Origin of the sequence: Roseateles koreensis, from assembly GCF_028595305.1 — a bacterium.
GTDB classification, from domain to species: Bacteria; Pseudomonadota; Gammaproteobacteria; order Burkholderiales; family Burkholderiaceae_C; genus Paucibacter_A; species Paucibacter_A koreensis.
This window is the reverse complement of record NZ_JAQQXS010000013.1, coordinates 129,639-149,685: the sequence shown is the minus strand read 5'-3', so window position 1 is coordinate 149,685 and position 20,047 is coordinate 129,639. Positions and strand designations below refer to the sequence as shown.

19 protein-coding genes and 1 tRNA gene are annotated in these 20,047 nt (G+C 62.6%); 11 read left to right on the top strand and 9 right to left on the bottom strand.

The window, feature by feature from the left end; genetic code table 11:
• Positions 1–25 precede the first annotated feature (25 nt).
• The 4 genes from glyS to PRZ01_RS15065 all read right to left on the bottom strand — a co-directional run bounded on the left by glyS (position 26) and on the right by PRZ01_RS15065 (position 5,567).
• Entirely contained in the window at positions 26–2,134 is a 2,109-nt protein-coding gene (glyS, locus tag PRZ01_RS15080) for a glycine--tRNA ligase subunit beta (RefSeq protein WP_273597622.1), read from the bottom strand.
• A 2-nt stretch (positions 2,135–2,136) separates the two neighbouring features.
• The gene (glyQ, locus tag PRZ01_RS15075) at positions 2,137–3,087 is read right to left on the bottom strand and encodes a glycine--tRNA ligase subunit alpha (RefSeq protein WP_273597621.1); all 951 of its coding nucleotides are present in this window, start codon (positions 3,085–3,087) and stop codon (positions 2,137–2,139) included.
• Between the two features lie 99 nt (positions 3,088–3,186).
• Positions 3,187–4,695, bottom strand: coding sequence for an apolipoprotein N-acyltransferase (gene lnt / locus PRZ01_RS15070; RefSeq protein ID WP_273597620.1), 1,509 nt, complete (start codon positions 4,693–4,695; stop codon positions 3,187–3,189).
• Positions 4,695–5,567, bottom strand: a complete 873-nt coding sequence (locus tag PRZ01_RS15065) for an HlyC/CorC family transporter (RefSeq protein ID WP_273597619.1) — start codon at positions 5,565–5,567, stop codon at positions 4,695–4,697. Before PRZ01_RS15065 ends, lnt begins: the two co-directional genes overlap by 1 nt.
• 122 nt (positions 5,568–5,689) lie before the next feature.
• On the opposite strand from PRZ01_RS15065, the gene PRZ01_RS15060 reads away from it, so the two are divergent.
• The 4 genes from PRZ01_RS15060 to PRZ01_RS15045 all read left to right on the top strand — a co-directional run bounded on the left by PRZ01_RS15060 (position 5,690) and on the right by PRZ01_RS15045 (position 10,523).
• Positions 5,690–6,754 carry a CobW family GTP-binding protein gene (locus PRZ01_RS15060; RefSeq protein WP_273597618.1) on the top strand — a complete coding sequence of 355 codons (1,065 nt, stop codon included), beginning with the start codon at positions 5,690–5,692 and terminating at the stop codon, positions 6,752–6,754.
• 166 nt (positions 6,755–6,920) lie between these two features.
• The gene (gene dksA / locus PRZ01_RS15055) at positions 6,921–7,646 is read left to right on the top strand and encodes an RNA polymerase-binding protein DksA (protein WP_273597617.1); all 726 of its coding nucleotides are present in this window, start codon (positions 6,921–6,923) and stop codon (positions 7,644–7,646) included.
• A 159-nt stretch (positions 7,647–7,805) separates the two neighbouring features.
• On the top strand, positions 7,806–9,680 hold the full coding sequence (locus tag PRZ01_RS15050) for an STAS domain-containing protein (protein WP_273597616.1): 1,875 nt from the start codon (positions 7,806–7,808) through the stop codon (positions 9,678–9,680).
• Between the two features lie 63 nt (positions 9,681–9,743).
• Positions 9,744–10,523, top strand: a complete 780-nt coding sequence (locus tag PRZ01_RS15045; protein ID WP_273597615.1) for a potassium channel family protein — start codon at positions 9,744–9,746, stop codon at positions 10,521–10,523.
• A gap of 22 nt (positions 10,524–10,545) precedes the next feature.
• On the opposite strand, the gene PRZ01_RS15040 is transcribed toward PRZ01_RS15045, so the two are convergent.
• The 5 genes from PRZ01_RS15040 to PRZ01_RS15020 all read right to left on the bottom strand — a co-directional run bounded on the left by PRZ01_RS15040 (position 10,546) and on the right by PRZ01_RS15020 (position 15,233).
• Positions 10,546–11,643 carry a LacI family DNA-binding transcriptional regulator gene (locus PRZ01_RS15040; RefSeq protein ID WP_273597614.1) on the bottom strand — a complete coding sequence of 366 codons (1,098 nt, stop codon included), beginning with the start codon at positions 11,641–11,643 and terminating at the stop codon, positions 10,546–10,548.
• Between the two features lie 109 nt (positions 11,644–11,752).
• Entirely contained in the window at positions 11,753–12,112 is a 360-nt protein-coding gene (locus PRZ01_RS15035) for an HU family DNA-binding protein (RefSeq protein ID WP_273597613.1), read from the bottom strand.
• Positions 12,113–12,388: 276 nt separating this feature from the next.
• Positions 12,389–12,473 (bottom strand) — tRNA-Leu (locus PRZ01_RS15030).
• Positions 12,474–12,584: 111 nt separating this feature from the next.
• On the bottom strand, positions 12,585–14,099 hold the full coding sequence (gene amaB / locus PRZ01_RS15025) for an L-piperidine-6-carboxylate dehydrogenase (protein WP_273597612.1): 1,515 nt from the start codon (positions 14,097–14,099) through the stop codon (positions 12,585–12,587).
• Positions 14,100–14,138: 39 nt separating this feature from the next.
• Entirely contained in the window at positions 14,139–15,233 is a 1,095-nt protein-coding gene (locus tag PRZ01_RS15020) for a saccharopine dehydrogenase family protein (RefSeq protein WP_273597611.1), read from the bottom strand.
• A 149-nt stretch (positions 15,234–15,382) separates the two neighbouring features.
• On the opposite strand from PRZ01_RS15020, the gene PRZ01_RS15015 reads away from it, so the two are divergent.
• From PRZ01_RS15015 to PRZ01_RS14985, 7 genes are all read left to right on the top strand, one after another.
• Positions 15,383–15,931, top strand: coding sequence for an Lrp/AsnC family transcriptional regulator (locus tag PRZ01_RS15015; protein ID WP_273597610.1), 549 nt, complete (start codon positions 15,383–15,385; stop codon positions 15,929–15,931).
• Positions 15,932–16,058: 127 nt separating this feature from the next.
• The gene (locus PRZ01_RS15010; protein ID WP_273597609.1) at positions 16,059–16,190 is read left to right on the top strand and encodes a hypothetical protein; all 132 of its coding nucleotides are present in this window, start codon (positions 16,059–16,061) and stop codon (positions 16,188–16,190) included.
• Between the two features lie 207 nt (positions 16,191–16,397).
• Positions 16,398–16,976 (top strand): NnrU family protein, encoded by a 579-nt coding sequence (locus tag PRZ01_RS15005; RefSeq protein WP_273597608.1) that lies wholly within the window; start codon positions 16,398–16,400, stop codon positions 16,974–16,976.
• 95 nt (positions 16,977–17,071) lie between these two features.
• A complete protein-coding gene (locus PRZ01_RS15000; protein ID WP_273597607.1) occupies positions 17,072–17,734 on the top strand; it encodes an alpha/beta hydrolase in 663 nt (220 codons plus the stop codon).
• A 17-nt stretch (positions 17,735–17,751) separates the two neighbouring features.
• Positions 17,752–18,234 carry an LEA/WHy family protein gene (locus PRZ01_RS14995; protein ID WP_273597606.1) on the top strand — a complete coding sequence of 161 codons (483 nt, stop codon included), beginning with the start codon at positions 17,752–17,754 and terminating at the stop codon, positions 18,232–18,234.
• Positions 18,235–18,238: 4 nt separating this feature from the next.
• Positions 18,239–19,501, top strand: a complete 1,263-nt coding sequence (locus tag PRZ01_RS14990; protein ID WP_273597605.1) for a CaiB/BaiF CoA transferase family protein — start codon at positions 18,239–18,241, stop codon at positions 19,499–19,501.
• 30 nt (positions 19,502–19,531) lie between these two features.
• A complete protein-coding gene (locus tag PRZ01_RS14985) occupies positions 19,532–19,978 on the top strand; it encodes a VOC family protein (protein ID WP_273597604.1) in 447 nt (148 codons plus the stop codon).
• The last annotated feature ends 69 nt before the right edge of the window (positions 19,979–20,047 follow it).

The following is a 20,047-nucleotide window of genomic DNA, read 5'->3' as shown; positions in this document are numbered from 1 at the left end:
GTTATGAACGCCAAATGCAAGCGCATCAAGACGCCAATCTCGCCAGATCGGCCACCCGATTCATGGCCTCGTGCAGGCTCTTCAGCAGGCCGAGCCGATTGGCGCGCAAGGCTGCATCTTCGGCGTTGACCATCACGCCGTCAAAGAAGGCGTCAACCGGGCCCTTCAGCGAGGCCAGTTCACGCAGCGACGCAGCAAACTCGCCGCGTGCAAACAGCGCGTCAGCCATCGGCTGCACATTCTTCAAAGCGGTGGCCAGATGTTGCTCGGCCGGCTCTTGCAGCAAGGCCTCGTCAATCGTGGCGTGCACCGGCTCTTCGCTCTTCTTCAGGATGTTGCCGATGCGCTTGTTGGCCGCGGCCAGCGAAGCAGCCTCGGGCAATGCAGCAAAAGCACGCACCGCCGTCAGGCGCTGGGCCACATCACCCAAGCGCTGGGGCCGCAAGGCCAGCACGGCGTCCACCTCTTGGGCGCTGAAGCCTTGCTCACGCAGCGCACCAGACAACCGGTCGAAGATGAACTCGCTCAGCGCCACGCTGGGGTTCTGAATCAATGCACCGAAAGCCGGCACCGCCGCCGCGATCAAGGCGTCCAAGCTCAAGGTGCCAGCGCGCTCGCTCAGCATGCGCACCAGGCCCAGGGCGTGGCGACGCAGTGCAAAGGGGTCTTTGTCGCCCGTGGGCAGTTGGCCGATGCCGAACATGCCCACCAGGGTTTCCAGCTTGTCGGCCATGGCGACAACCAAGCCGACCTCATTGCGCGGCAGCGCATCGCCCGCAAAACGCGGCTTGTAATGGTCTTCAACGGCCAGGGCCACCGCTTCGCTCAGGCCGTCATGGCGGGCATAGTAGCCGCCCATGATGCCCTGCAACTCGGGAAACTCGCCCACCATATCGGTCAACAAATCGGCCTTGGCAAGCAGCGCAGCCTGGTCGGCCTCAGCCGCCAATTCAGCGCCGCCCAGCAGGGCCGCAATGGCCTTGGCGATGGCGCGAACCCGCTCCACCCGGTCGCCCTGCGTGCCCAGCTTGCCGTGGTACACCACCTTGGCCAAGCCCGCGACCCGGTCCGCCAAGGACTTCTTGCGGTCTTGGTCAAAGAAGAATTTGGCGTCGGATAAACGGGGCCGCACCACGCGCTCATTGCCGCCAGTCACGGCCGAGGCGTCGGCCGGACTGACGTTGCTGACCACCAGGAAGTGATGCGTTAGTTTGCCGGCACTGTCCAGCAGCGGGAAGTACTTCTGGTTGGCCTTCATCGTGAGAATCAGGCATTCCTGCGGTACCGCCAGAAACTCGGGCTCGAACTGGCAGCTCAGCACATTGGGCCGCTCGACCAGGGCCGTCACTTCATCCAGCAAGGCTTCGTCCTCAATCGGCTTGAGGCCCAGCTTGGCGGCAGCAGCGTCAAGCTGGCGCACGATGTCAGCGCGCCGCTCGGCAAAACCGGCGATCACTGCACCCTGTTCGCGCAGTTGCGCGGCGTAGCTGTCAGCGCTCTCGACGGTGATGCACGCCACCTGGGCTTCAAAACGATGGCCGCGTGTTTCACGCCCGGCCGTCAACCCCAGGGCCTGAATCGGCAGCAACTCGCTGCCATGCAAGGCCAGCAAGCCATGGGCGGGGCGCACAAATTTCACATCGCTCCAACCATCGGCCAGCTGGTAGGTCATGACCTTGGGGATGGGCAGCTTGGCCAGGCTCTCGTCGAGCGCCTTTTGCACGCCTTCGGCCAACGTGGCACCGGCCACCACGGTGTCCAAGAACAGGGCCTCGGCCTTGCCATCGGGGGCGCGCTTGAGTTGCGCCACGGCCGAAGCGTCAAAGCCCATGGCTACAAGCTTCTTCAACAAGGCGGGGGTGGCCTGACCCTCTTTGTCCAGGGCCACGGTCACGGGCATCAATTTTTGCAGCAGGGCACGGTCGGCGGCCTTGGCTGCCACGTCGGTCAGATGCAAACCCAGGCGGCGCGGCGATGCGTAGCTGGTGGCTACCGATGCGGCGCTGGCCAAGCCTTGCGCCTTGAGGCTCTCGACCAGAACCTGGGCGAAGGCATCGCCCAACTTCTTGAGCGCCTTCGGCGGCAGCTCTTCGACAAACAATTCAATCAGGAGGTTCTTGGAAATGGCACTCATGGTCAGGCTGCCTTCGTCTTTTTTTCGTTCTTCTCGATCTGCGCCAGCACCTCTTCGCCCCAGGCCTTGGGAGCCATCGGGAAGCCCAGACGGGCGCGGCTTTCCAGGTAGCTCTGCGCCACGGCGCGGGCCAGGTTACGGATACGCCCAATGTACGCGGCCCGCTCGGTCACGCTGATCGCGCCCCGTGCGTCCAGCAAGTTGAAGCTGTGGCCGGCCTTGAGCAATTGCTCGTAAGCGGGCAGCGCCAAGGCCTGCTCCATCAGGTGCTTGCTCTGCTTTTCATGCGCAGCAAAGGCGGTCAGTAGAAACTCGACGTCACTGTGCTCGAAGTTGTAGGTCGACTGCTCAACCTCGTTTTGATGGAACACATCGCCATACTTGATATCGGGAGCGCCGTCTTTGCCTTCCACATAGACCAGGTCGTAGACCGACTCCACGCCTTGCAGGTACATGGCCAAGCGCTCCAGGCCGTAGGTGATCTCGCCCGTGATGGGTTTGCAGTCAATGCCGCCCACCTGCTGGAAGTAGGTGAACTGCGTCACCTCCATGCCATTGAGCCAGACCTCCCAGCCCAGTCCCCAGCAACCCAGGGTCGGGTTTTCCCAATCGTCCTCAACGAAGCGAACATCGTTCTTCTTCAGATCAAAACCCAGGGCTTCTAGCGAACCCAGGTACAGCTCCAGGATATTCGCCGGCGCTGGCTTGAGCACGACTTGGTACTGGTAGTAATGCTGCAAACGGTTGGGGTTTTCGCCGTAGCGGCCGTCTTTGGGGCGGCGGCTGGGCTGCACGTAGGCGGCCTTCCAAGGCTCGGGGCCCAAGGCGCGCAAAAAGGTGGCGGTATGGCTGGTGCCGGCGCCGACTTCCATATCGTAGGGTTGCAACAGCGCGCACCCTTGGCGAGACCAATAGTCCTGCAGTGTCAGAATGATTTGCTGGAAGCTCAGCATGTTTTGTCGCGGCGCAGGGCCGATAAAAAAGCAAAAAGAGAGATGGGCACGCCATTCGCACAGCGCAGCCCGACTGTGACGGATTCTACGAGGCCTGCCCTACTTGGGAATCTCTTGCCGGCGGCGCCCCATTGCAAGCAGCAGCACGCCGCCCAGCACGACCCACAAGGGCGTCAGCCCAAAGGCCTGCAACCAGCGGGCATAGGGCGTGCTGCCCACGCGCCCTTCGACCGACACCTCCAGCACACCGCTGAGGCTGGGCGTCAGGCGGGCAGTGACCTGCCCCCGGTGATCAAGCGCGGCCGTTGCGCCGGTGTTGGTGGCGCGAATGAAAGGCCGCTGGAATTCCAGCGCCCGCATCTGCGAGAACTGCAAATGCTGGTCTTGCACCATCACATCACCAAACCACGCCAGATTGCTGACGTTGACCAGCACGGTGGCCGCGTCGGGGCCCACCACGCTGTCGACAAAATCTTCGCCAAACAAGTCTTCATAGCAGATCAAAGGACGCAGGCGTTGGCCGGCCACCTCGAAGGCGCGTTGGTGCGGGCCGCGCAACTGGTCGTCCATCGGGATGCCCATCAGCTTCACGAACCAATGGAATCCCGTAGGAATGAATTCACCAAAGGGCAGCAGATGCCGCTTGCCATAATCGTAAGGCTTGACGGTGCCAAAGGCGATCAACGAATTGGTATAGCCCCGCTCATCGTCACCCAGAAATGTACCCAGCAGCAAGGGCCGCTGGGTCGACGCCTGCTGCAAACGCTGCACATAGTCGGCGTCCAGGTAGGCCACCGGCACAGGCGCCACCGATTCTGGCGTGATCACCACCTGGCCCCGGGCTGATTCGATTTGCACGGCCAGGCGGTCCAGGTTGGCATCGATCAACTCACGGTCGAACTTCTGGTCTTGCGGCACATTGGGCTGCAGCAGACTGGCGCGCAATGGGCCCGTACTTTGGGTGAAATTGCGAGGCAGGCCGTAGGCCGCTACGCCGATAAAACTCGTCGTCAGCACCGCCGCCGTCCAGGCCCGCCCCTTCAACGGCTGCTGCAAACCCGCCGCCAAGGCACAGGCCGCTGCCGCTGCCAAGGCGCTGATGCCGTAGACACCAATCCAAGGGGCCCAGGCGGCCAGCGGCCCTGCGGTATGCGCGTAGCCACTGGCAATCCAGGGAAAGCCGCCAAATCCGGTGGCCCGCCCCGTTTCAGCCAAGCCCCAGGCTGCGGCCCACAAGGCCATGCGCCAGGCCACGCCAAGCCCCGGGCTCAGGCGGGCCATCACGGCCAATGCGGCGGCGTAATAGCAGGAGAGAAACAGCGCCAGCAGCAACACCGCCAAGGCCGACAGCGGCGCCGGTATATGGCCGAACTGATGCATGCTGATGTGCAGCCACCACAGACCGCAGCACAGCCAGCCTAGTGAAAAGGCCACGCCCAGGGCGGCAGCCCGACGCGGCGATGCGTGCCAACTCAGGCGCGCCAAACCCGCCAACGCCAGTAATTGCGCCCACCAGGCATAGGTGGGCGCAAAGGCCGCTGTATGGACGCCGCCCAGCGCCAAAGCGGCCAGCAGCGCCCACAAAAACCCGGCGTGCCGTGCGCGCATCAAGCCCTGGCGTCTGGCAAGCGGGTGACCTTGAACCAGCGCACCGACCCCCCACGCGTCAGCATGACCGTGAACAGCAGGCCGTGCAGCGCCACGGCTTCACCGCGCCGCGGCACACGGCCATGCTCATGGGCGAGGAGCCCGCCGATGGTGTCGAAGTCATCCAACGGCAGCTTGACGGAAAACGCGGCGTTCACGGCGGCGATTTCAGCGTCGCCCTCCACGCGCTGGCTGCCATCGGCCAGGGTGTAGATGCCAGATTCGCCAACCTTGTCGTCAAACTCGTCTTCGATCTCGCCGACGATTTCTTCCAGCACGTCCTCAATGGTGATCAAGCCTGCGGTGTTGCCGAATTCATCGATCACGATGGCCAGATGGCTGCGGTTGGAGCGGAAGTCGCGCAGCAACTCGTTCAACCCCTTGCTTTCAGGGACGAACAGGGTCGGGCGCAGCAAGGCGCGCAGGTTCAGCTCAGGCGCACGCTGAATCTTCAACAGATCTTTGGCGAGCAGAATGCCGATGATGTTGTCCCGCTGCCCCTCGAACACCGGGAACCGGGAGTGGCCGGTATCGATCACTACCCCCAGTAACTCGTCGTAGGGGGCTGCGATGTCCAGCAGATCCATGTGCGGCGCGGCCACCAGCACATCGCCAGCACTGAGCTCCGCCATGCGCAGGACGCCTTCGAGCATCTGGCGCGACTCGGGCTCGATCAGCTCGCGCTTTTCGGCGTCTGCCAGGGTGCCTAGCAACTCATGCAGAGAATCCGGGCCCGGGTGGAGAAACTCCAGCAAGCGCTCAATGACGCCACGGGACTCGGAATTGTTTTTGGGCCCTGCTCTCTGGGAGGACCGACTTGGAGGTTCAGACACAGGGGCTGCGTGCCGTAGTTGGAATGCTTACAGAATAACCGATTGACATGGCAGCCCACTTGCAACACAGTGCGTCGCCCCCATATCTGGGCCTGCCACATTTTTTGAGCGAGCGCGCCACCATGACAAACACGAGCAAGGGCCTGATCCCCGCCACCATATTGACCGGTTTTCTGGGTTCCGGAAAAACCACACTTCTTAAACGTGTGTTGTCTGAAGCCCACGGTCAGAAGATCGCTGTGATCGAAAACGAATTCGGCGAAGAAAACATCGACACCGACATTCTGGTGACCGACGCCAAAGAGCAGATCATCCAGATGAACAACGGCTGCGTCTGCTGCACCATCCGCGAAGATTTGCGCACCACCTTGTCTGATTTGGCCGCCAAGCGCCGCAAGGGCGAGTTGCAGTTCGACCGCGTCATCATCGAAACCACCGGCCTGGCCGACCCCGGCCCCGTGGCCCAGACCTTTTTCATGGACGACGAGATCGCCGAGAGCTATCTGCTCGACTCGATCTTGACGCTGGTCGACGCCAAGCACGCCGAAGAGCAGTTGAACACCCGCCAGGAAGCGCGTCGCCAAATCGGCTTCGCCGACCAGATCTTCATCAGCAAGAGCGACCTGGTGGACGCCGCCGCGGTAGACGCCCTGACCCACCGCATCAAGCACATGAACCCGCGGGCGCCGGTGCACAAGGCACACTTTGGCGAAGCACCGCTGAGCCAGATCTTCGACCTGCGCGGCTTCAACCTGAACGCCAAGCTGGAGATCGACCCCGACTTCCTGAAGGCGGACGACGCGCACGATCACGGCCACGACCACGCGCACCATGACCACGATCATGAGCACGGCGAACACTGCAACCACCCGCACCACCACGTGCACGATGACGATGTGAAGTCCTTCGTCTTCCGCTCGGAAAAAGCCTTCAACCCGGCCAAGCTGGAAGACTTCCTGGGCGCCATCGTGCAGGTCTACGGCCCCAAGATGCTGCGCTACAAAGGGGTCCTGTACATGAAGGGCTCCGACAAGAAAGTGATCTTCCAGGGCGTGCACCAGTTGATGGGCTCCGACCTAGGCCCGAAATGGATGCCAGGCGAGAAAAAGGCGAGCAAAATGGTTTTCATCGGCATCGATTTGCCCAAGGAAATCCTGCTGCAGGGCATGGAGGGCTGCCTGGTCTGATCAAGTTAGCGAAATTCATTACAAATTTTGCTTTTTTTGCAGCGCCGCGACGTGGCTACAATCCGCGGCGCTCAAAATGCACAAGTTGAGAGCAAGATAAGCTGGTCCCGATTGATATCTAGCCTGTCAGAGCCGTGTTGACGACTGCCAGTGCGAGGAGAGAAACGTGAGCAAGATCCAGGCCCCCAAACCGACGGCCGCCCCGCAAGCGGAGGCCGCCACACGCGTTGCCGCCAAGCCTGCCAAGACCGCAACACCCAAACCCTCGTCCAAGTCAGAGGCCGATGCCGATGCCGCGGACGCCAGCACGGTTGCTCTGTTGGACCCCAGCCCCACGCTCAGCGGCACAAGCCGCTTTGCAGACCGATTCGCTCCACCCAAGCCGCCAACGCGACAAATGAACTCACCCGTGATCGAAAGCCCCCGAACCGCCGCCAAGTCCGACCCCAAGCTCGCCAATGCCTGGAAATCCAAGTCGGGCGCCGAACTGACCGATGCTGAAGTGCTGGCCATGCCCGAGTCCGAGTACATGGGCGCCAAGCAGATCGAGTTTTTCCGCACCAAGCTGACCGCCCTGAAAGACGGCGTGCTGTCCAATGCGGGCGAAACCACCGAGCATCTGCGCGAAGACACCTCCATCGTGCCCGATCCTGCCGATCGCGCCACCATTGAGGAAGAACACGCCCTGGAATTGCGCACCCGCGACCGTGAACGCAAACTGCTGAAGAAGATCATCCAATCTCTGGCCCGCCTCGACAATGGCGAGTACGGCTATTGCGACGAGACCGGTGAACCCATCGGTCTGGGGCGCCTGATTGCCCGCCCCACGGCCTCGCTGTCGCTCGAAGCGCAGCAACGTCGTGAGATGAAACAGAAAATGTTCGGTGATTGAGGGATTCAACCCTCACTGGATGGGCAAACTGACAGGCACGGCCATCAGCTTGCCAGCTTGATTGCCGATCTATTGAACGGACCGCATCTGCCTGACCGGCGGGTGCGGGTTTGAGCCGCAGCCACACGCAGAATCTCTGAAAGACCGGGTCTTACGCGCATGACAGAACCGAAAGACGGCGAGAGCTTCTTCCGCAAGGTGGCGCGCTTCGTGGCCAACCCCACGACCGACTGGGCCGAAATCAACTCGCGCCAAGACGACCCCGAGGGCGATCAGGCCAAGGCCGAATTGCGCGCCATGGTCGACCGCAAACGCCGCAACGACTTCGTGCGCAAGCGCGAACTCGACATGCTGAGGCGCATCCGCCGAGAAGGGCTGACCGCCGAACAGCTGGCCGCCCTGGGCTCCGCGTCCTCCCGGATGGATGACATTGAGCGCAATAGCGAGCTCAACTCCAAAATCGACCTGGGCGTGAAAGCCAAAATCGACCAGATCGAGCAGCAAATGGTGGGCGAGAACTTTGCCGCCACCCAGAACCAAAATACATCGCCCAGCCAGGCGAATGCCCCCACCGTCCCGCAAGCGTTTTTTGAAACCAGCACGCGGCCGGTCCATTTTGCGCCGACCGTCCCTGCGGATCTGCCGCAGAACGCCCCCGGCGTAGCGCGCGCAACGGCCTCCACCAACGCAGCGCCTTCAAACACATCGCATGCCACATCGCATTCGGGCCGGGTGAGTGAATTTGCCTCCGCCGATGAGGTCGAACGCATGGAAACCGCTCCACCACCGGCCGCCGTGGTGATGGGCACGGGCATGCCGCCCCTCTCCGGCGCCGGAACGGGCGTCTTGCCCAATCTGCCCAATCTCGCGGATTTGCCAGACCTCCCTCCCTTGACCTTCGTGTTGGACGAAGCGCAGGAAACCCAAAGCCAGGCGCCGCTGCAAGCCCTGGAACTGGCGCATGACGCCGAGTTGGATGAAGCCGTGATCGCCTTCGCCAATGCCGACTACGACACGAGTGAGCATGCGCTCAGCACCTTGATTCGGCCCGGTGGCGCGCGCACCTTGCACAGCGACACCTGGCTGGTCTTGTTTGACCTGTACCGGGCCACCGGCCGTCAGGCCAAGTTTGAAGCCCTGGCCTTGGAATTTGCCGAAGTGTTCGGCCGTTCCGCGCCACAGTGGTTCTCCCTGCCCAAGCTGGTTTCCGAAGCACAGCGCAAGGTGCGCGTGCCCATGGCCAAACCCAGCAGCGTCAGCTGGGCCGCACCCACCCACTTGACGCTGGAAAGCGTGCAGCTGCTGAAGACCCGCTCGCAGCTGATGCCCATGCCCTGGGTCATGGACTGGACGGCCCTGGAGCGGCTCGACACCGACGCGGCCGAAAGCCTGCAGGCCCTGTTTCGCGAATGGGCCGGGCAAGCGCTGGACATGCGCTGGATCGGCGGCGACCATTGGCTCCGCCTACTGGCTGACTTGACGCCAGTGTCCGTCCCCGAGGTCAACCCGGTACTGTGGCGCCTGCGCCTGGACGCCTTGCGCTTGGTCAACCGACCCGACCAGTTTGACGAAGCCGCCATCGACTACTGCGTGACCTATGAAGTCTCCCCCCCATCATGGGAGCGCAGCACCTGCCGGGTTCGCATCAGCCAGGGCAGCCTCTCTACCCAAGGGCCCAGCACCAGCATCACCAGCATCGAGCCCAGCAGCAGTTTCATGGAGTCTCAGATCAGCGAGTTGGGCGCCATGGTGCACCCGGCCGAGTTGGCACTCAGCGGGCAGCTCAGCGGCGACATTTCAGAGCTGCTGCGGACCCTGAGCGCCGAGTTGGGCGCCGCCACCCTGGTCCACGTGAGTTGCGCCACACTGATCCGGCTGGACTTCATGGCCGCCGGCGACCTGCTCAATTGGGTACTCAGCCGGCAAGGTGAAAACCGCCAGGTGACCTTTGTCGATGCGCACCGCCTGGTGGCCCTGTTCTTTGCCGCCATGGGTATCAACGAACACGCGCGCATCAAAATTCGGCAGACCTGAAGTCCAAACGCCGATTTACAGGTCGTCGCACCTGTACCGCCCCGCCGGCCCGATACTAACCCCATGCCTCATCGCATCTCCACCCGCAGTTGGGGCCTCGCTCGCCCATCGCCCCTCAATGCCACCGCGGCTCGTGCGGAGAGGTACTGGCGCTGGCCCGTGCTGATGGTCTTGTTTGCCACCATCCCGGCGTTCTACATCGAGTTGCTAGAGAACCTGCCCACGCCACTGGCCCTGGCCATTTACCTGGTGGCGGCCGGCGTGACGGCGCTGTCTTTGTGGCGGGTCGCCCGCCACGTCAGCCACCCCCGGCAATACCTGCGCAGCAATGCCCTGGACGTGCTGCTGGTCGTGGGTCTGCTGGTGGCTGCACTGTTGCCGCCCAGCGCCTTGTCCAACCAAGCCTTGGCAGCACGCCTGTTTGTCGCGCTGCTCACCTTGCTGCGCATGGTGTGGGCCATCAAGAGTTGGGTCACCCGGGGGGGATTGGGTTATCTATTGAGCCTCGCCTTGCTGGTGCTGGGTTTTTGCGGCGTCGGATTCTGGGCGCTGGAGCCCCGCGTTCACAGCCTGGGCGATGGCCTGTGGCTGGCGTTCACCACCGCTGCAACAGTGGGTTATGGCGACATCGTGCCCACCACACCGGCGGCCAAGATCTTTGCTGTGTTTGTCGTGCTCCTGGGCTATGCCGTGCTGTCATTGGTGACTGCAGCGATTGCCTCGTTCTGGGTCGAATCCTCGGAGCGCCGCATGGAGCGGGACATCCTGCGCGACATGCACGCCCAACTCCGCGGCTTGCACGAAGAAGTGGCGGCCCTGAAAGACGAATTGCGCCACAAGTGAGCCACGACCCGCCTTTCTTGTGTCAGGCCTTCTTGCTCTTGATCGCCGGCGCCGCGTGGCCACGCGGTGCGCAGGTGGAATTGCGCACCTGCAGCTGATAGGGCAGCACGCGCTGCTGAGGCGCTGAATCCGAGGTTTCGTTATCCACCCGATTCGGCAGGATGAGCATCTCCACTGCCGTGCGTGCCATCGCTTCCATCGGTTGGCACACCGTGGTCAGGGGTGGCCACACCAGATTGGCGGCAGGTGAATCGTCGAAGCCCGCAATCGAAAGATCGGTCGGCACCGACAAGCCCAGGCGCTGCGCCGCCGCAAGCACACCCAGGGCCATATCATCATTGGCGGCAAACACGGCCGTGGGCTTGACCCGCCGGCTCAACAGCTGGTGGGCAGCAGCCACGCCGGACGGAAAGGTGAAATCACCCGCCTGCACCAACTCCGCCTCAACCGACAAGCCATGCGCCAGCATGGCGCGCTCGAAGCCTTCATAACGCAAACCCGAAGCGGCTTGATCCGCAGGGCCTTGCACAAAAGCAATGCGCTGATGGCCCAGGCTGATCAGCAAATTGGTCACCTCCTCGGCAGCATGCACGTCGTCGATTCGCACACTGCGCTCGTCTGGGCTCACTACGCGGGGCGACATCAATACGCAAGGCGTCTGGGCATCCGACAGGGCCTTGATGACCTTGGCGTTGTCGCACAAGGGCGGTGTCAGGATCATGCCGTCCGGACGCAAGGCTGACACCATGCGCTCCACTTGCTGATCAATATCCAGGGCATCGTTATGCAAGGACTCCACCACCAGGTGATAGCCTGCCTCACGGCAGCGCAAGGCGGCCCCCTTTTGCACCCCGGCCACAAAGGCCGCGCTAGGGTCGTAATACAAAAGGCCGATCAAGAACGAACGTGCACCCGCCAGGCTGCGCGCCGATAGCTTGGGACGGTACTTGAGATCAGCCACCACCTTGAGCACCCGCTCACGGGTTTTTTCCTGCACGCCAGGCTCGTGATTGAGCACGCGGGAAACGGTCTTGATAGATACGCCGGCCTGTTCCGCCACGTCGACGATGGTGGGCGCTGCGCCCGCTCGGCTACTCACTGCAGTGTTCTTGATGACCATGGCCGGCATGGTGCCACAGCCTATACAAGAGAAATCAGCCGCCCACAAAAAAGCCGGGCGCCCCTTCGAGCGTCCGGCCTTGCAATCGGCTGTCAGCCTGAGTGCTTGATTACTTCTTGGCCTTCTTGGCAGCCGGCTTGGCCGCCGCCTTGGGCTTGGCTTCAGCAGCCTTGGCGGCCTTGCGGGCAGCAGCCTTTGGATCAACCGCTGCCTTGAAGCCGGCGCCCGGTGTGAACTTGGGCAGCTTGGCTGCGGCGATCTTGATCTTGTCGCCAGTGCTGGGGTTCACGCCGGTGCGGGCTGCGCGGGCGTGCTGCTTGAACGAGCCGAAGCCCGGGATCGACACGGCGCCACCCTTTTTCACGGTGGTGACCACGACGTCCAACAGGGTTTCCAGAACGCGACCGGCTTCAGCCTTGGTCATCGCATGCTTGGCGGCCAGATGTTCAATCAGTTCGGTTTTATTCATTCCAGGATCTCATCTCAATTGATGCCCGACCAGCTCGGGCGGCGCTATTTTCACTGAATCGACGAGAACCACGATGGAAAGCCTGCGTCGATGCGCCATGAATCATCACTTCAGGGTCGCAATTAGTTATTTTGCCTCCCAGCGCGTGGCAATCATAGGGGCAGTTTTCCCCTATAACGCTCAAAATCGATGCGGGCAAGGCCTGACCCTGCAGAACACAAAGTGCCAACCCCGAAAACGCAAAAAGCCAGCACTTGCGTGCTGGCTTTTCTTGTTTGGTGCCCAGGAGAGGACTCGAACCTCCACGGAGTTACCCGCTAGTACCTGAAACTAGTGCGTCTACCAATTCCGCCACCTGGGCTTTGCTCGCTCGCTTTTTAAGGCTTGCTTTTTGCTTTTCCAGCTTCTGACTTGTCGTCATCAGCGAAGAGGCCGAACTATAGCACGGTTTTTAAATGACAGGCAAGTATTCTCAAAGATCGAACTTCACGCCCTGCGCCAAAGGCAATTCCCGGGAGTAGTTGATGGTGTTGGTCGTGCGGCGCATATAAGCACGCCATGCGTCTGAACCGGACTCACGGCCGCCACCGGTTTCTTTCTCGCCGCCAAAGGCGCCGCCGATCTCCGCACCCGAGGTACCAATGTTCACGTTGGCAATGCCGCAATCGGAGCCACGCGCCGACATGAACTGCTCAGCCTCGCGCAAGTCATTGGTGAAGATGGCGGAAGACAAGCCTTGCGGCACATCGTTCTGCAAGGCAATGGCCTCGTCAAGCTGAAGGTATTTGAGCGTGTAGAGAATGGGCGCAAACGTCTCCTGCCTGACCACGGCCGTTTGCGCCGGCATTCGCACCAGAGCCGGCTGCACGTACCAGGCCTCTGGGTGCACATCGGTCAGCACACGGGCTCCACCGCTCACCTCGCCACCCTGCGCGCGTGCATGGGCCAGGGCCTGCTGCATGGCGTCAAAAGCGGCCGCATCGATCAAAGGACCGATCAAATGGCCCGCCACGAGCGGATTGCCGATGCGCAAGCTGGCCCGCGCCGTGTCCAGGCGCGCTACCAGTTCGTCATGAATGCTTTCGTGGATGATGACCCGGCGCGTGCTGGTGCAGCGCTGCCCTGCCGTCCCGTAGGCGCCAAACAAGATGCCACGCACGGCCAGTTCCAGATCGGCCGAAGGGCTGACGATGATGGCGTTATTGCCACCTAACTCCAAAAGACAGCGGCCAAAACGCGCAGCCACCTTGGGCCCCACCGCTCGACCCATCCGCGTTGATCCGGTGGCGGACACCAGGGCCACCTGTTCAGCGTCGACCAGGGCCTCGCCCACTGCGGCGCCGCCTTGCAGCACTTGAGAAAGATGTGCCGGCGCACCGCCACCCGCTGCATCGAAGTGAACCCGGGCCTTGTCAAACAGGGCTTGCGTCGCCAGCGCGGTGAGCGGCGTTTTTTCGGAAGGCTTCCACACACAACTGTTACCGCACACCAGCGCCAGCGCGGCATTCCAGGCCCACACGGCCACGGGAAAATTGAACGCCGAGATGATGCCCACAACACCCAGTGGCAGCCACTGCTCCATCATGCGGTGGCCGGGGCGCTCCGAGGCGATGGTGAGTCCGTGCAACTGACGCGACAGGCCGACGGCAAAGTCGCAGATGTCGATCATCTCCTGCACCTCACCCTCACCCTCGCTCGTCACCTTGCCGGCCTCGAGCGACACCAAGCGCGCCAAGGCCGATTTGTGTGTGCGCAATTCTTCACCGAACAAACGCACCAGTTCCCCGCGGCGCGGCGCCGGCACCGTCCGCCAGGTCTGAAACGCGCCATGAGCCCGCGCAACGGCTTCACGCATATCACCTGCGCTGGCGGTATGCACGCTGCCGAGCACGGCACCATCAATCGGCGAGCGAACGACCAAGGCGCCACCGTTGAAGGCCGCGTCAGGCAGGCCCAGAGAATTCAGAAGTGTTTTGATTTCATTCATGGCGGAATTTTCGTTTGTTTGCGCAGTGCTTGCGGGGCATCACCCAATGGATTCAACCTGCCGCGATTGCTGGTAGGCCTTGCCGAAACGGTTGGCCAAAAATTCCGGCAACTTCACCTGCTCTTGACGAATAAAGCCCGAGCTCGGCAGCTTGCCTTCGCGGAACAAATCCACCGCCGCACAAATGCCTGCCGCCGTGGTGATTTGAATGGCTGAAAGCGGCGCGGGCCCCTCGCGCTCGGCAAAGATTTTCCTCGCAAATACCTCTTGCACCAGGCTGCCAGCGCGCATACCAGACACTGTCACAAACACCAGCACCACGTCTTGCATGGTGGCGGGCATGCTCTTGCGCATGATGTTCTTGAGCGTTTCCTGGTCGTTCTTCAACTGCAGGTCATCGAGCAACATCATCATCAAATCACGGTGCCCCGGATAGCGCACCGTTTTGTAGTCCAGATTGCGCACCCGCCCCTGCAGCGTCTCGCACAAGGTCCCCAAACCGCCGGAGGTGTTGAAGGCTTCATACTCGGTGCCGTCGAGCGAAAAATGCTCTAAGCCCTCGAGCGGCAGCGCGGCGATCAGGGCGCCGTCGTGAATCGATTCACAGGGATGGCAGTATTCATTGATGAGGCCGTCCACGCTCCAGGTCAGGTTGTACTTCAACGCATTGGTGGGAAAGGCCGGCAAGGCGCCGACCCGCATCTTCACGTCCTGCAACGAGTCGAAGCCCTGGGCCAGGTGGTGCGCCACGATGCCGATAAAGCCCGGCGCCAGGCCACATTGCGGCATGAAGGCGGTCCGGGCGCCCTCGGCGATGCGTTTGATTTCTTTGGTGGCGGCCACGTCTTCGGTCAAATCGAAGTAGTGGCAGCCCGCCTCCAGCGCGAGATGCGCAGCCGTGATGGCCAGGTGGTAGGGCAGCGCGTTCACCACGGTGTCCTGGCCCTTCAAGGCCGCCGCCAAGGCGCAGGCGTCGGCGGTGTCCACCGCCAAGGTGGCAATGCCCTCGGCCTGCAGGCGCGCCAAGGCAGCCGCGCTTTTATCGATCACCGTCACGCGGTAATCGCCGCTACCGTGCAGCAGGCGGGCAATGGTTTGGCCGATGTGTCCGGCGCCGAGCAGAGCGACTTTCATGGGATGTCCTTTCGAAGCTGAAACGCCTGAATTCGCGCTCAGTCTAGGGAGAAGACCGGACGAAAGAAAGCACCGTTTCGTCGAATAATTAGATTGTTTCGACGGAATGTCGATAAAGTTCGTCGTAACGATTCAACCAAGGGTTTCCGATGAGTCGACCACCCCGTCCTCCCGCAACTCGGGCAGAAACGCCAGGCAAAGGCCGCAGCGCCTCGCAGGCAAACACGCAGATAGACACACGCAGCGCCGCCGAGCCCTCTGGCGCCAAGGCCTTGCCCGACCGCCAATTGATCGCCCTGCTGCAAGCCGATGCGCGCGCCAGCACGGCGCAGCTCGCCCGCAAATTGGGCGTGGCGCGCACCACGGTGGTGGCGCGATTGGCCCGGCTGGAAGCCAGCGGTGTCATCGTGGGCTACACGGTGCGGCTGGGCGTGGACTCCGCAGACCGGGGCATACAAGCCTATGTGGGCATCACCGTGCAGCCCAAAGCCGGACGCGATGTGGTCAAACGCCTGAGCTTGTTGCCGGAGTTGCGGCAGCTCGCCTCCGTGAGCGGTGAGTTCGATTACATGGCGCTGCTGCGGGCTGAGTCCACCATGCGGCTGGACACCTTGTTGGACGAGATTGGGGAAATCGAGGGGGTGATCAAGACAACCAGTTCGGTGGTGCTGGCGTTAAGAGTGGACCGAAGTGCTTAGGTCGCCGTTTTTAGGCCGCGCTGGCATGCGGCTTGCTTGGTTCTTGAAGCCCGCCAGGCCGCCGCAAACGCCCGAGCTTGCGTGCATCACCGACCGTCCTCTCGTCTTTCTCTGCCAGGAGTCCGCCATGAAGATCAGCCTCTCCCGCCCACGTGAAAGTGCCGTCACCAGCCTGAAGGCGGTGGGCTTGCTGGCCGCCACCTGGGGCTTGCTCTACCCCGCCTTGCTGTGGAGCTTGTCCTGGGTTGTCCCGACCTGACCGATTTGATCGGCTGAATCTCACGGGCTTGATGCCCGCCGTGGTCAGCGTCGCAGCCCGTCGCCAGCAGCTGTCCGCCTGGGGTTTTCCTGCGCCAGGAGAAATGCGTCGCGTCGCCGATTTGTCCGATAAATCGGCTACAAGGGCAAAGGGGCGACATGCACGTCGCCCCTTTGCCGACCGCCCCGTTTCTTCCCAGGTGAACCTATGCTCGTCTTGATCGCTGGCCTTGCCCTTTTTCTGGGCGTGCATTCCGTGCGCATCGTTGCTGACGATTGGCGCAGTGCCCAGATCGCACGCCGCGGCCCCATGGCCTGGAAGTTGGGCTACACCGTGCTCTCCGTGCTCGGCTTTGTGCTCATCGTGCAGGGCTTCGGCCTGGCGCGGCAGACCCCCGTGGTGCTGTGGGCCACCCTGCCCGGCATGAGCCATCTGGCGGCCCTGCTGACCTTGATCGGCTTTGTCCTTCTGGCCGCCGCCTATGTGCCGGCCAACGCCATCAAGGCGCGGCTGCGCCACCCCATGATGTTGGGCGTCAAAGTGTGGGCATTTGCCCACCTGCTGGCCAACCACACGCTGGCGGATCTGCTGCTGTTTGGCAGCTTTTTGATTTGGGCCGTGCTGGCCTTTCGCGCAGCACGCCAGCGCGACCGGCGCCATCCTCCCGCGGCCTTGGCTTCCAACATAACGGCCACACTCATCACCGTGGTGCTGGGCGCCATCGCGTGGACAGCCTTCGCGTTTTGGGGCCACCAAAGCCTGATTGGCGTGCGCCCCTTGGGTTAAGCAGCGCCTCGCGCCTCGGGAGCAGGCGCGCCAGTGTCGCATCAGGGTGCGCCGGGCGGCTACGATATTGCTTCGTCGAATCAACGCAGCCCACCATGTCCCTCGTCACCATCGAACTCAATCCCGCCACGCCCCCCCGTGCCACGCTGATCGTGTTGCACGGCCTGGGGGCGGACGGCGCCGACTTCATCCAGATGTTCGACGCTCTCGATCTCGACACGGTCGGGCCCGTGCGCTGCGTGATGCCTCGTGCGCCGGAGCGTGCCGTCACCATCAACAACGGCTACCGCATGCGGGCCTGGTACGACATCCTCGGCACCGATCTGCAACGCCGTGAGGATGAGAGCGGCCTGCGGCTATCGGTCAGCCAACTCCATCAGTTGCTGGACCAGGAGATTGCGCGCGGCGTGCCGCCCGAGCGCATTGTGCTGGCGGGGTTTTCGCAAGGCTGCGCCATGACCCTGCTAGCAGGTTTGCGCTACCCGCAGCGGCTGGCAGGCCTGGCGGGTCTGTCGGGCTATTTGCCGCTGCCTGACAGCACCGCCGCCGAACGCCATGGCGCCAATCTTGAAACACCGATTTTCATGGCCCATGGCTCGCGCGACCCCGTCGTAAGCATCAATCGGGGCCAGTCCTCGCGCGAGCTGCTCACGCGCCTGGGGCATACGGTTGAATGGCACGAGTACCCGATCGAGCATTCGCTGTGCATGGAAGAAGTGCAAGCGCTCAACGACTGGCTGCTGCGCGTACTGGCTTGATCGCAAAGGATGCCCCTATGAACACGGCCCACCATCTCACCCGCCGCCGCCTGCTTGGCCACACGCTGGCACCTGCCGCACTGCTGTGGCTCAGCGGCTGCGCCACCTTGAACTCACGCGATCCCCTGCGGGTCAACGTGGTGGGCGTGGAGCCCATGGCCGGCGAGGGGCTGGAGTTGCGCCTGCTGGTGAAACTGCGCGTGCAAAACCCCAATGACTTGCCCATCGAATTCGACGGCGCCGCCATCGACCTGGAGCTGAACGGCAAGAGCTTCGCCAGCGGCGTGAGCAACCAAAAAGGCGAAGTGCCCCGCTACGGCGAAACCCTGCTCAACCTGCCCTTGACCATCTCAGCCTTCGCCGCTGTGCGCCAAGCCATGAGCTTCAATGACGTGGCCGAACAGGGCGAGCTGCCTTACATGCTCACCGGCAAGCTGGCCGGGGGGCTGTTCGGCACTGTGCGGTTTTCAAGCAAAGGCCTGTTGAAGCTGCCCAAGTAAATCGATGAACTCTGCACCCCGCTCCACAAGCGCCCCCGCCCCGGCTCAACCCTTGCCGCTGGCCGGCCTGCGCGTCATTGAATTCACCCACATGGTGATGGGCCCCACCTGCGGCATGGTGCTGGGCGACCTCGGCGCCGAAGTGATCAAGATCGAGCCACTGACGGGCGACAACACCCGCCAGCTTCTCGGCGCCGGCGCCGGGTTCTACCCGCTGTTCAATCGCAACAAGAAGAGCCTGGCGCTCGACATCAAGCACCCGCGTGGTTTGGAAATTACGCTCAAGTTGCTGACCTCCGCCGATGTGTTCAGCGAAAACTTCAAGAGCGGCAGCATGGACCGCCTCGGCTTGAGCTTTGACGCCCTATCTGCACTGAACCCGCGTTTGATCTATGTGTCACACAAGGGCTTTTTACCCGGCCCCTATGAGCACCGTACAGCACTTGATGAAGTGGTGCAGATGATGGGCGGGCTGGCCTATATGACGGGGCGTCCGGGCGACCCCCTGCGTGCAGGCACCAGCGTCAACGACATCATGGGCGGCATGTTCGGCGCCATCGGCGTGTTGGCCGCCTTGCAGCAACGCCACCAAACCGGGCGCGGGCAACAGGTGCAGTCCGCCTTGTTTGAAAACAATATCTTCCTCGTCGCACAACACATGATGCAGTTTGCCGTCACCGGCAAACCGGCCGCCCCCATGCCCGAGCGCATCTCTCCCTGGGGCATTTACGACGTGTTCACCGCAGTGGGGCCAGACGGCAAAGACGCACAGATTTTTCTGGCCGTGGTCAGCGACACCCAATGGAGCGTCTTCTGCCAAGCCTTTGGCTTCGAAGATTTGCGGGCCGACCCGCACCTGAGCAATAACCAGTTACGTGTGCTGGCCCGCGAATGGCTGCTGCCCGAACTGCGCCGCCGCCTGAAAGATCGCCAGGGCACCGAGATCACCGCCCTGTTCGAAACCCAGGGCCTGCCCTTCGCCCCCATCACTCGCCCGGACCAACTGATGGACGACCCCCATCTTCTGGCTACCGGCGGATTGGCGCCCATGACCCTGCCGGATGGCCGCAACACCCGGGTCCCCTTGCTACCGCTGAGCCTGGACGGACACCGCCTGGGCTTGCGCCACGACCCACCACGGCTGGGCGAACACACGCTGAGCCTGATGCACGGCTTGGGCTACAGCGACACCGAGATACAAGAACTCTGCGCACAAGGCGTTTTGGGCGTCGAGAAAAACGAAAGCCCGGCGCCTGACCTTGCCTAGACCCGCCATACCCAAAGGAAGCTCTCCTCCATGAAATACCTGCACACCATGGTCCGCGTGACCGATCTCGATGCCTCCATGGCGTTCTACCGCGATGCCCTCGGCTTGACCGAAGTACGGCGCACTGAACACGCGGCCGGCCGCTTCACCCTGGTCTATCTGGCTGCGGTCGGTGACGCGGCGGGGCCTTACCAACCCCAGGTCGAGTTGACCTACAACTGGCCTGATGCCGAAGGCAAGAGCGAAACCTACACCGGCGGGCGCAACTTTGGCCACCTGGCCTTTGCCGTGCCTGACATCTACGCTGCCTGCCAGCGCCTGGCCGATCATGGCGTCGCGGTCTTGCGCCCCCCGCGTGACGGGCGCATGGCCTTTGTGCGCTCACCTGACAACATCTCCATCGAACTGCTGCAAGACGGCCCGGCGCTCGCGCCTGCGGAGCCCTGGGCGTCCATGCCCAACACCGGCAGCTGGTAAATGCGCCAAACTCGGCATTCCGTCGATGCGCTGAATTAGGGCAAGCGATGGGGTCGACGGGGCCCATGC